The organism is Pseudomonas sp. FDAARGOS_380 (genome assembly GCF_002591235.1).
Lineage (GTDB): Bacteria > Pseudomonadota > Gammaproteobacteria > Pseudomonadales > Pseudomonadaceae > Aquipseudomonas > Aquipseudomonas salmasensis.
Genome location: NZ_CP023969.1, coordinates 3,607,267 through 3,619,384, shown reverse-complemented (window position 1 = coordinate 3,619,384; position 12,118 = coordinate 3,607,267). Strand labels below are relative to the sequence as shown.

The following is a 12,118-nucleotide window of genomic DNA, read 5'->3' as shown; positions in this document are numbered from 1 at the left end:
GGTTTTTCGCACAAAACAAAAGTGACCGACCAGTCTGCGACAGATGGTCGGCGACCCGGGTCACCTGAGCTCAGAAAGTTTATTGCTTGAATTCGAAATCCAGCGCAGCGCCTTCAACATCACGGCGCTCCTCGTTACGCAGTTGCAGCTTCATCTCATTGCTGAGCAAGCGGCCGTTGATCTGGAACGCGCTGTTGTCGGTGGGTTTTTCGCCAAACATCGGCGGCAACAAGGGCACGCTCTTGGGCTTGGGCATGGTGCCGATAGGCTGCAAGTGCCTGACCATGTCCGAAGGCAGGGACAGGTCCAACTGTGCCGGTGGCAGTTTGGTCTGGGCGACTTCATGGGCCGACTTGGACTTGCTCGCCACGGGTGCACGCTTTTTGGTCGAGGCGGCTTTCTTTTGTGCCGCGGGGGCTTTTTTCGCAGGCGCTGGCTGCTTGGCTGAGGTCTTCTGCTCGGCACTCACAGCAGGCTTGCCATCGGCCACCGGCGCTGCAGCCAGCACGCTGCCGGCATTGCACAGGCTCAGCAGACCAAGCATCAACGTAACGCGAAAAATAGAAGTCATATCGCCAACAGCATTAACGGCAGAAGGCCATATGCTCGCTTGTTGTGCGCGGCATGACAAGGGCACAGATCAGTCTTGTCCCCTTTGATCACCTCAAAAACCCGCTGCGGCCTCTTGGCATAGCTGGCTGGCAAGCATTCCCAGGGTCATCAACGCCCGCTCTGCCTCGCGGTTCCACGGCGTGCCGCAATTGAGGCGAATACAGTGGTTGAACTGTTCGGTATTACTGAAAATCAGCCCTGGCGCAATGCTGATGCCTTGTTGCAGGGCACGCACATGCAGTTCCTGGGTATTGACCCGCCCCGGCAAACTGACCCACAAGATAAAGCCGCCGGTCGGGCGGGTCATCTGGGTGCCTTCGGGGAAATACTGCTGCACCGCCAATTGGAAGGCGCTGAGGTTCTTGCGGTATTCCTGGCGGATGTAGCGCAAATGACGGTCGTAGCCACCGTTTTCCAGATAGGCCGCGACGCCCATCTGGGTGACGCTGCAAGCAGAATGGGTGCTGAACATCTGCAGGCGCTGGATTTCCTGCTGGTATTTGCCGGCAATCATCCAGCCAATGCGCACGCCCGGGGACAAGGTCTTGGAAAAGCTTGAGCAATAGATCACCCGGTCAAGGCGGTCGTAGGCCTTCAGGGCTTTGGTGCGGCCAAGTTCGAACATCAACTCGCCGTAAATATCATCCTCGACGATCTGGATATCAAAGTCCGACGCCAGGCGCAGCAACTGTTTCTGCCGCTCCTCCGGCATGGTGCCGCCCAGCGGGTTACTCAGGCGCGTGGTCAGCACCAGCGCTTTGATCGACCATTGGTTGGCGGCCAGTTGCAAAGCCTCCAGGCTCATGCCCGTGGCGGGGTCGCTGGGGATCTCGATAACCTTGAGGCCCAGCAGGTCAGCCAATTGCAGCAAGCCGTAATAGGTGGGTGATTCAGCCGCGATCAGGTCGCCAGGGCGCGTCAGCACGCGCAGCGACATCTGCAATGCATCGACACAGCCATGGGTGATCACCACTTCGGAAGGGTCCACGACCACCCCGGCATCACGCATGCGGATCGCCACCTGGCGGCGCAGGGGTTCAAAGCCAGGGCTGAACATGTAGCTGAACGCCCGTGGGCTCTGGAAACGCGTGACCTTGGCCAATTGCTGATGCAATGCCCGCACCGGCAGGTAGTCGACACTCGGCACCGCCGCACCCAAGGGAAACACCCCTTCACGGCGCGACTCGACCAGCACCTGCTGGATGATGCTGCTACGGGTGACCAACCCTGGGCGCTCGACCCGTGCGATATCGGGCGTAGGCGCCGTGAGTGCTGGCGTCTGGTGCACGTAATAGCCCGACTGCGGCCGCGCCCGGATCAGCCCCTGGTCTTCCAGGTTGGCGTAGGCCTGCAGCACCGTGGCATGGCTCACATTGAGCTGGGAGCTCATTTTGCGCACCGACGGCACGCGCTCCCCCGGTTGGTAGACACCGCGCCGGATGTCCTCAGCCAGTTGCTGGGCAATACGTTGGTAAAGCAACAGATTGGTCATGACGCAGCACTCGATTTCACGGGTATTTTATTTTTGTGTGAAACATACCGGCACAGTTTAGAAGTGTACGGGGACAGTTGCCACAATAGTCGAGCGCGGGCGGGAGTGACAGTAAAAACTGTAAGGGTGTAGGCCTAATAAAATCTTGCAGGGGCCTGCCCCGTGTAGGAGCGAGCTTGCTCGCGAAAAACTCACGGGCGCCGCGTTCACTCAGAAAGCACGCGTTATCGTTGACGTTTTTCGCGAGCAAGCTCGCTCCTACAGAGGCGACGGCTGTCAGCGGGAGGCGCCCAATTCAGAGGCGATGGCTGTTAGCGGGCGGCGCCCAATTGGCCCTTCTCGTCAGAGAATACAATTTCCACGCGGCGGTTCTGCGCACGACCACGCTCGGAGGCGTTGGCTTCCACCGGGTATTGGTCGCCATAGCCCTCGACCTCGATGCGCTTGTCATCGATACCCAGGTCCATCAACAGGTCGGCCACCGATTGAGCGCGGTCGCGGGACAGTTTCAGGTTTTCCTGCTCGCCACCGGTGTTGTCGGTGTAGCCCTCGACGCGCACTCGACGCTTGGGGTTCAGTTGCAGGAATTGCACGATCTTGAGCACTGTGCGATTGGCCGAGTTCTGCAGTTCAGCTTCGCCGGTGTCGAACAGTACGTCCCCCAGGGTCATCACCAGGCCACGATCGGTCTGGGTGGTGAGGCTGGCGATCTGCGCTTCAACCCACTTGCCCTGCTGTTGCACGCTGGCCAGCTTGTTTTCGCGCAAGGCAAGTTGCAGACGCTGACGCTCCAGTTCCAGTTGGGTACCGCGCTCGGCATTTAGGCCCTGCTGGGTGTGCTCTCGGGCGATGGCGCTGTAACGCTGGCTCAGGTAGGCGTAATGCACCACGTCGGACCCGCTGCCCCAGTAGCTGGACAGGCGATCGGCGCGTGCCAGGGACTCGCCGGCGCGGATCACGTCCTTGGGCGCAAAGCGCAGCACGTTGGCGTCTTCCTTGACCTTCTGAAAGTCATCGCCGGCCTGCTGCAATGCCTGCTCGCTGGTGGGTTGGCTGGCACAACCGCCCAAGGCCACGCTGCCCAACAGCAGTACACAGCTCAAACTACGGATCATCGGGCTCATTGTGCCTCTCCCAACTGCAGCTGCTTACGCAGGCGAGTGATACGGGTATTGAGCACGTTCAATTGTTCCTGGCTCTTGCCGGTCAGCACTTTGGCTTCGGCCAGGCGTGCGTCCAGCTCCGCCTGCTCGGCGCGCATACGCGCACGCTTGTAGGATTGGTCGGCCATATTGCCTTTGGCCCGGGCGAATTTTTCTTCGGCCAGTTTCAGTTCGGGCGATTCATCGGTGTTGGCCCCGACCGCGGTGGCTTGTTCCAAGGCTTGCTGGGTCAGGCGCATTTGTTCGATCGGCGCAGGATCGGTTGCGCATCCCGCCAGCGCGACAACGGCGAGGGCCGCGAAAAGAGCTCGAAAAATCACTGTAAATCCCTACTTTGTTGGGGTGCCAACAGGCTGTTGCAATTGCGCCTTCCAGCGTTCCAGATTGCGCTGCAGCGCGGCTTGCGCGACACCGGAGGCGGGCAATTCTGTCATCTTTTTCGTCAGCTGTCCGCGCAGCCACGGATCATTGCAGGCCGAGTTGTGGGAAATCGCCAGGTACAGGCCGGGCTGATCGACAGGCACCTCATGAGCCACCAGGTCATTACTCATGCCCAGCGTCTGGGCCATGGCCATGCCGGAATAGCGCCCAGCCAGCACGTAGTCCACCTCACCCAACAACAGTTTCTGGAAGGCCGGCGTCAAGTTGGGCAGGCGTTGCAGGTTGAGTTGCTGGCTGGCGAAGGTCTCGAACTCGGCGCTCAAGCGCGCACGTTCCGATACTGCGCCTTTGTGGCCGTGCAAATCGGCGGCGGTGGAATAGACCAAGGCGGAATCCTCGCGCGTCCACACCAGGTAGTCGGTCTGCATCAGCGCCGGATGGATGTAGTCGAAGTTATCCAGCTCGCCCAGGTTCAGCGGTGCGTCGGCGAGGATGTCCATGCGCCCGCTACGCGCTTCCTCCAGGGCCAGGGAGCGTTTGCCGCCGTAGAGCAGGTCGATTTTCAGCCCCAGGTCTTTGCCCACTTGTTGCAGCACATCAGCGGTGGCGCCGATCAGGTGCGTGGGGTCTTGGGGGTCGCGCCAGAGCAGCGGCGGTGCGTCCGGGCTGCCGGTGATCACCAGGCGCTCGCACTTGCCGGCGGCGAGCGCCAGGCTCGGCAGCAGCGTAAGGCCCAGCAGTACAGTCCAGGGGCGCAGCGCCATGGCATGTTCCTTTCTAAAGTGCTCGCGAAAAACGTCAACGATAACGCGTGCTTTCTGAATAAATGCGGCGCCTGTGGGTTTTTCGCGAGCAAGCTCGCTCCTACAGGATCGAATAAAAAAGCCCGGTCATAAGACCGGGCTCTTTATAAGTGAAGCGGCTGGATTAGACCAGCTTCTCCAACTCCGGTACGGCTTCGAACAAGTCCGCCACCAGGCCATAATCGGCAACCTGGAAGATCGGCGCTTCTTCGTCCTTGTTGATCGCTACGATCACTTTGGAGTCTTTCATACCGGCCAAGTGCTGGATCGCGCCGGAGATACCGACGGCGATGTACAGCTGTGGCGCCACGATCTTGCCGGTCTGGCCGACCTGCATGTCGTTGGGTACAAAACCTGCGTCAACGGCTGCGCGGGAAGCGCCGACCGCAGCGCCCAGCTTGTCGGCCAAGGCGTACAGGTGCTTGAAGTTGTCACCGTTCTGCATGCCACGACCGCCCGAGACGACGATCTTGGCAGCGGTCAGTTCAGGACGGTCCGACTTGGCCAGCTCTTCGCCGACAAAGCTGGACGTGCCAGCGTCGTGGGCAGCGGAGACGGCTTCAACGGCAGCCGAGCCACCTTCGGCGGCAACCGGGTCGAAACCGGTGGCACGCACGGTGATCACCTTGACCGCAGCGTTGGACTGCACGGTAGCGATGGCGTTACCGGCGTAGATCGGGCGCTTGAAGGTGTCGGCGCTTTCTACCGAGATGATCTCGGAGATCTGGTCAACGTCCAGCTGCGCGGCAACGCGTGGCAGGATGTTTTTGCCGTTGGAGGTGGCGGCAGCCAGGATGTGGCTGTAGCTCTTGCCCAACTCTGCTACCAGGGGTGCAACGTTTTCCGGCAGCTGATGCGCGTAAGCGGCATTGTCAGCGTTCAGGACTTTGCTCACGCCCGCGATTTTCGCAGCGGCTTCAACCACGGCGCCAGCGCCCTGCCCTGCTACCAGGACGTGGATGTCGCCACCGATTTTAGCGGCGGCGGCCACGGTGTTGAGGGTGGCCGGGGCCAGCACCTTGTTATCGTGTTCGGCGATTACGAGGATAGTCATGATCAGATCACCTTCGCTTCGTTTTTCAGTTTCTCGACCAGTTCAGCCACCGACTTGACCTTGATGCCCGCGCTGCGCGCAGCCGGCGCTTCGACTTTGACGGTCTTGTTGGTAGAGGCGGTGGAAACGCCCAAAGCATCCGGAGTCAGCGTCTCCAGGGGCTTCTTCTTGGCTTTCATGATGTTTGGCAGGGACGCATAGCGCGGCTCGTTCAAACGCAGGTCGGTGGTGACGATGGCCGGCAGTTTCAGGGAAACCGTCTGCGCGCCGCCGTCGATTTCACGGGTGACCGCAACGCTGTCGCCGCTCACTTCGACTTTCGAAGCGAAGGTGCCCTGGCCGTAACCGGTCAGTGCAGCCAGCATCTGGCCAGTCTGGTTGTTGTCGCTGTCGATGGCTTGTTTGCCAAGGATCACCAGTTGTGGCTGTTCCTTGTCGACAACGGCCTTGAGCAGCTTGGCCACGGCCAGGGAGGTCAACTCTTCAGCAGACTCCACCAGAATGGCGCGGTCGGCGCCCAGGGCCAGAGCGGTACGCAACTGCTCTTGGGCAGTGGTCGGGCCGATGGACACCACGACGATTTCCGTCGCCACGCCTTTCTCTTTCAGGCGTACGGCTTCTTCCACAGCGATTTCGCAGAAAGGGTTCATCGACATCTTGACGTTAGCAAGGTCGACGCCGGAATTGTCCGCCTTGACGCGAACTTTCACGTTGTAATCGACAACGCGTTTGACAGCTACAAGAACCTTCATGGATTCCTCGTTACTCTCCGGTGAAAAGAAAGTCGCCTAGGCGAACCTGGCGGTTGATGCTCATCGGCACACAAGGGCACCTCCAAAGACCTCGGCAGTGGCCTTGCACACGGGAAATGACGACCGTTCGTCAGTGGTGACTGAGAGGTCATTCTTTATCGCGGCGTGTAAACTGCGCCCCAACGTTTGGGTGCGCATCACCTTTATTGCCTTCGGCCTGTCTTTGGACGTGCTCTTGAAACCTGCAGTCTGCCTACGGGAAGCGCAAAACCGACCGTATCTTGACCGGAACGCCTATTCTGGTCAATACGGCAAAATGGTCAGTCATAAGCCCCGTTGCTTTGATTTATCTAGGCTGCAGGCAATTCAAACAAACGTTTGTATTGGACGCTGTCAGTGGTCTATATATAATGCGCCACCTAGAGAGACAGGTGGGTGCTGCCTTCGCGCAGAACCATACCGAACCTCCACCCATTAGAAAAAAAAGCCTGTTGAGCCTTGAGTAGGAGATAGCCTGTGGAACGCGAATACATGGAATTCGACGTGGTCATCGTCGGCGCTGGCCCGGCGGGCCTGTCTGCCGCCTGCCGACTGAAGCAGAAGGCCGCCGAAGCCGGTAAGGAAATCAGCGTCTGCGTGGTCGAGAAAGGCTCCGAAGTCGGCGCCCACATCCTCTCCGGTGCCGTGTTTGAACCACGTGCCCTGAATGAACTGTTCCCGGACTGGAAAGCACTCGGCGCCCCGCTCAACACACCGGTGGTGCGCGATGACATCTATGTGCTGCGCAGCCCGGAAGCCTCCACCAAGGTGCCCGACTTCTTTGTGCCCAAGACCATGCACAACGAGGGCAACTACATCATTTCCCTGGGCAACCTGTGCCGCTGGCTGGCCCAGCAGGCCGAGAACCTGGGCGTGGAAATCTACCCAGGCTTCGCCGCCCAGGAAGCGCTGTTCGACGAGAACGGCGTGGTGCGCGGCATCATCACTGGCGACCTCGGCGTTGACCGTGAAGGCAAGCCAAAAGACGGCCTGTACACCCCGGGCATGGAGCTGCGTGGCAAGTACACGCTGTTCGCCGAAGGTTGCCGCGGCCACATCGGCAAGCAACTGATCCAGCGCTTCAACCTGGACAGCGACGCCGACGCCCAGCACTACGGCATCGGCCTGAAGGAAATCTGGGAAATTGACCCAGCCAAGCACCAGCCGGGCCTGGTGGTGCACACCGCCGGTTGGCCGCTGGACATCATGGGTAACGAGAACACCGGTGGCTCGTTCCTCTATCACCTGGAAAACAACCAGGTGGTGGTCGGCCTGATCGTCGATCTGTCCTACAGCAACACCTTCCTGTCGCCGTTCGATGAATTCCAGCGCCTCAAGCATCACCCGGTGCTGGCCCAGTACCTGGAAGGCGGCAAGCGCATCAGCTATGGCGCCCGTGCGATCTGCAAAGGTGGCCTGAACTCGCTGCCGAAGATGGTCTTCAAGGGCGGCGCGCTGATCGGTTGCGACCTGGGCACCCTCAACTTCGCCAAGATCAAGGGCAGCCACACCGCGATGAAGTCCGGCATGCTCGCCGCCGACGCCGTGGCCGACCGCCTGTTCGCCGAATCTGAAGGCGGCGACGAACTGACCACCTATGTCGACAGTTTCAAAGCCAGCTGGCTGTACGAAGAACTGTTCGCCAGCCGTAATTTCGGCCCGGCCGTGCACAAGTTCGGCGCAATCATCGGCGGCGGTTTCAACTGGCTCGACCAGAACATTTTCGGCGGCAAGATCCCTTTCACCCTGCACGACACCAAGCCGGACTACGCCTGCCTGAAGCTGGCCAAAGACAGCCAGAAGATCGACTACCCCAAACCCGACGGCAAGTTGAGTTTCGACAAGCTGAGCTCGGTGTTCATCTCCGGTACCAACCACGAAGAAGAGCAGCCGTGCCACTTGAAGCTCAAGGACCCAAGCATCCCGATCGGCACCAACCTGCCGCTCTACGATGAACCGGCGCAGCGCTACTGCCCGGCTGGGGTGTATGAAGTGGTGACCAAGGAAGACGGCGAGAAGCGCTTCCAGATCAACGCCCAGAACTGCGTGCACTGCAAGACCTGTGACATCAAGGACCCTTCGCAGAACATCACCTGGGTAACGCCGGAAGGTGCGGGCGGGCCGACTTACCCGAATATGTAAGTCGTTCGCTTAACCAAAAAGGCTCCCGAGACGGGGGCCTTTTTTGTGGGCAATATCGATCAAAATGTGGGAGCTGGCTTGCCTGCGATGGCCATAGGTATCTACACAATTGTGTAGTTCGCCGCAGCCACCGGTAACCACGATGCGAAGCGAGCCGCTCTTGATCTTGATCTGCTTTTGATCTTAGGCGCCCCGTCAAACCACGCTGGCCGGAATTCGACAGTGATTTGGGGGGTAAACCGGCAGGGATGCCGGTTTAGCCGCCCCGCGCCATGGATGGCGCGTGGCGGCGGCCCCCCAAATCACTGGCGGATTACGGGCACACCGAGCCCAAGCGAGGTGCCGAGTGGTGGGGCAAGAGCCCTTTGGTTACTTTGGGCTGGGCCGGCATTCCGGCTCTTTTCCAAAGTGACCCGCCGTCAGGCGGAACCCTAAGCGGCCGTTACCGCAGCAATGAATATGCACACAATCCAACTGTGTTGACTGACAGGCCGCCTTCGCGAGCAAGCCCACAAGTTGGATCGTTGGGGTGTCAGGTAGATAGGGGGCGGCTGGCAGGCCGTCATCGCAGGCAAGCCAGCTCCCACAATGACCGTGGGGTGTCAGGCGGCCCGCTCTTCGCCTGGGTTGCGCAGGAAGTAGCGTTTGTACTCCCGACTGAACTGCGACGTACTCTGGTATCCCACCTTGTGCGCCGCCTGCGCCACGCTCATGCCCTCCACCAGCAGCAACTGTTGGGCCTTCAATAACCGCAAGCGCTTGAGGTACTGCACCGGTGACAACAAGGTGCAGCGTTTGAAATGCTCATGAAAGGTCGAGGCACTCATGTGCGCAAATCCGGCCAACGTCTCGATATTCAGCGGCTCGGCGTAATGGGCATGCAGGTGATTCAATGAGGTGGCGATGCGCGAAAACTGCCCCTGTTGTTCCACCAGCGCACGCAACACATCCGCCTGAGGCCCACGCAAGGCGGTGAACAACAATTCGCGCACCCGCGCCGGGCCCATGATCCGGCTTTCCAGCGGATCGTGCAGGCACTGCAACAACCGCTCGACGCAGCCGCGCATCGCATCGTCCAGCACCACCGAACTCATCGACTCCAAGGTCTGCGCGGTCGGCGGCGGCCCGGCCTGCATGCCCATGGCAATCACCAACTCGCCCAACACCACGCGGTCGATGCCTACCGTGACGCCATACAGCGGCGCCTCGGGGGCCATGGCAAAGGTCTCGCATTCGAACGGCACCGGCATGGCCTGGATCAGGTAGTGCCCGGCGCCATACTCCAGCGTGCGCGGCCCAAGGTAGGCGACCTTGCTGCCCTGGGCCACGAACATCAGGCTTGGCTCATAGATCTGCGGCCCACGCGCCACATCGCAACTGGCGCGCAGCACCTGCACGCCGGGCAGGTGAGTCGGGGAAAAACCATCGCGGGGCGTGAGCCCTTCGATCAAGGCAACCAGCGTGGCATTGGCGTCCAAATGGCGGGTCAACAGCATGGCAAAAAACTTCGCGAATGAGGGATGACAGCATCATCGCAGGTCTGGCGGCCAATATATCCAAACCTCAGGCACTGCCGGACGAATAGGCATGAGACTCGGAGCAATTGCCATGTTCGCACTAGGGGCCGGCGCGCAGACTTTGCCGCCTCTGCAGTCCAAGCTTTTGTGAGGTTTACTATGTACACCGCCATCGGTTACGCCGCCCAGTCGGCCACCACGCCCCTCGCCCCGATGTCATTTGAACGCCGCAGCCCACGCGTCGATGACGTGGCCATCGAGATTCTCTACTGCGGCGTGTGCCACTCCGACATCCACCAGGCGCGCAACGAATGGGGCATCGCCGTGTACCCGCTGATGCCGGGCCACGAGATTGTCGGCAAAGTCACCGCCGTCGGCGCCAACGTCACCGCGCATAAAGTCGGCGACTTGGTGGGCGTAGGCTGCATGGTGGACTCGTGCCGCCACTGCGAAGCCTGCCAATCGGACCTTGAGCAGTATTGCCTCGAAGGCCCGACCATGACGTACGCCACGCCAGACCGCGTGGATGGCAGCAACACCATGGGCGGCTACTCCGACAGCATCGTGGTCAGTGAGCACTTTGTGGTGAAGATCCCGGCCAAGCTTGACCTGGCCAGCGCTGCGCCGATCCTGTGCGCAGGCATCACCACCTACTCGCCCCTCAAGCACTACGGCGTGAAGGCCGGCGATAAAGTCGGGATCCTCGGCATGGGCGGCCTGGGCCACATGGGCATCAAGTTCGCCAAGGCCATGGGCGCCGAAGTCACGCTGTTCACCCGTTCGGCCAGCAAGGCCGAGGAAGGCCGTCGCCAGGGCGCCGACCATGTGATCGTGTCCACCGATGCCGAGCAGATGAAAGCTGCTGCCGGGCACTTCGACTTCTTGCTGGACACCATCCCGGTGCAGCACGACCTGAACCCCTACCTCGATGTGCTGCGCTTTGACGGCGTGCATATCCTGGTCGGCCTGATCGAGCCGGTGGACCCGCCCGTCAACGCCGCCAAGCTGGTGCTGGGCCGTAAAGTGTTGGCCGGTTCGCTGATCGGCGGTATTGCCGAAACCCAGGAAGTCCTGGATTTCTGCGCCGAGCATGGCATTACCTGCGACATCGAGATGCTCGACATCCGGCAGATCAACGAAGCTTACGCGCGCATGATTGCCGGTGACGTGAAGTACCGCTTTGTCATCGACATGGCGAGCCTGAAAGCCTGATCAGGCTTTGGCGCCCAACTCCGCTGACAGCCGGGCTGCGACCTGTTTGATCACAGGGATCAGCTCGGCCATTTTCTCCAGCGGCATGTAGGGCACCGTACTGGCGATGCTGATGCCGGCGACAATGCGCCCGCTGGCATCGCGCACCGGTGCCGCCACGCAGCGGATCGAAGGCTCGTTGTCTTCGAGGTCGAACGCGTAGCCACCCTCCACATACTCATGCATGCGCTGTTCGAACTGCGCCCAGGATTGCTCCGGGTGCTGCGGCCATTGCAGGCTCTTGCCCGCCGCCGGCAAGCTCGCCTCGTACAAGCGCTGCCACTCCTGCGGCGAATCATCCAGCATCAACGCCTTGCCGATACCGGTGCGCGCCAGCGGCATACGATGGCCGACCCGCGAGCGCATTTCCGGGCCGTTGCGGCCGGGGTTCTTGTGCAGGTAGAGCACCTCGTCGTATTCACGAATCGCCAGGTGAATGGTGTCGCCGGTCAACGCCGACAACTCGTCCAGGTACGGCACTGCCAGGTTCACCAAAGGCAACTCTTCACGGGCCTGGAACCCCAACTCGATCAGCTTGGGGCCCAGCAGGTAACCGACCTGGGGCACCACGCGCAGGTAACGCTCGTCCACCAGGCAACTGGCCAGGCGGTGCGTGGTGCTGCGCGTGGTGCCGATGCGCCGGGCGATCTCCTTGAGATCCCGTGCACCGGCCGCCACCGCTTGCACCACGCCCAGGCCGCGCAACAGGGTCTGGGTGCCGGTGGGGGCGGCGTCTTTGACGGGGGTGTGGGCGTTTTCCTGCATATCGGGCCTATAAGTATGAAAGCGGGGGCATTATGGCAAATACCAACTCCCAATACAGCGCAGATCCAAATGTGGGAGCGGGCTTGCTCGCGAATGCGGAGTATCAGCTGATGAATATGCTGACTGACATACAGCATTCGCGAGCAA

At 60.7% G+C, this 12,118-nt stretch carries 11 protein-coding genes; 2 read left to right on the top strand and 9 right to left on the bottom strand.

Translation table 11 applies throughout. From position 1 onward, the window contains the following. Positions 1-79: 79 nt before the first annotated feature. The 7 genes from CRN80_RS16940 to CRN80_RS16910 form a co-directional block, all read right to left on the bottom strand. Entirely contained in the window at positions 80-571 is a 492-nt protein-coding gene (locus CRN80_RS16940; protein WP_069557579.1) for a translation initiation factor 2, read from the bottom strand. A 93-nt stretch (positions 572-664) separates the two neighbouring features. Beyond that, positions 665-2,104, bottom strand: coding sequence for a PLP-dependent aminotransferase family protein (locus CRN80_RS16935; protein ID WP_003193472.1), 1,440 nt, complete (start codon positions 2,102-2,104; stop codon positions 665-667). A gap of 311 nt (positions 2,105-2,415) precedes the next feature. Next, the gene (locus CRN80_RS16930; protein ID WP_098950636.1) at positions 2,416-3,228 is read right to left on the bottom strand and encodes an OmpA family protein; all 813 of its coding nucleotides are present in this window, start codon (positions 3,226-3,228) and stop codon (positions 2,416-2,418) included. Next, positions 3,225-3,587: a DUF4398 domain-containing protein gene (locus CRN80_RS16925; protein ID WP_003193475.1), complete on the bottom strand. Its 363-nt coding sequence runs from the start codon at positions 3,585-3,587 to the stop codon at positions 3,225-3,227. Before CRN80_RS16925 ends, CRN80_RS16930 begins: the two co-directional genes overlap by 4 nt. Positions 3,588-3,596: 9 nt before the next feature. Further along, entirely contained in the window at positions 3,597-4,412 is an 816-nt protein-coding gene (locus CRN80_RS16920) for an ABC transporter substrate-binding protein (RefSeq protein WP_098950635.1), read from the bottom strand. 163 nt (positions 4,413-4,575) lie between these two features. Then, on the bottom strand, positions 4,576-5,505 hold the full coding sequence (locus tag CRN80_RS16915; protein WP_032895698.1) for an electron transfer flavoprotein subunit alpha/FixB family protein: 930 nt from the start codon (positions 5,503-5,505) through the stop codon (positions 4,576-4,578). Between the two features lie 2 nt (positions 5,506-5,507). Beyond that, positions 5,508-6,257 carry an electron transfer flavoprotein subunit beta/FixA family protein gene (locus CRN80_RS16910; RefSeq protein ID WP_014719538.1) on the bottom strand — a complete coding sequence of 250 codons (750 nt, stop codon included), beginning with the start codon at positions 6,255-6,257 and terminating at the stop codon, positions 5,508-5,510. A gap of 516 nt (positions 6,258-6,773) precedes the next feature. Here CRN80_RS16910 and CRN80_RS16905 point away from each other — a divergent pair. Continuing rightward, a complete protein-coding gene (locus CRN80_RS16905) occupies positions 6,774-8,438 on the top strand; it encodes an electron transfer flavoprotein-ubiquinone oxidoreductase (protein ID WP_003193481.1) in 1,665 nt (554 codons plus the stop codon). Positions 8,439-9,040: 602 nt separating this feature from the next. On the opposite strand, the gene CRN80_RS16895 is transcribed toward CRN80_RS16905, so the two are convergent. Continuing rightward, entirely contained in the window at positions 9,041-9,934 is an 894-nt protein-coding gene (locus CRN80_RS16895) for an AraC family transcriptional regulator (RefSeq protein ID WP_003193483.1), read from the bottom strand. A 180-nt stretch (positions 9,935-10,114) separates the two neighbouring features. On the opposite strand from CRN80_RS16895, the gene CRN80_RS16890 reads away from it, so the two are divergent. Then, entirely contained in the window at positions 10,115-11,167 is a 1,053-nt protein-coding gene (locus CRN80_RS16890; RefSeq protein ID WP_054897943.1) for an NAD(P)-dependent alcohol dehydrogenase, read from the top strand. On the opposite strand, the gene CRN80_RS16885 is transcribed toward CRN80_RS16890, so the two are convergent. Then, complete coding sequence (locus CRN80_RS16885; RefSeq protein WP_032895696.1) at positions 11,168-11,971, bottom strand: IclR family transcriptional regulator; 804 nt, start codon at positions 11,969-11,971, stop codon at positions 11,168-11,170. Positions 11,972-12,118 lie beyond the last annotated feature (147 nt).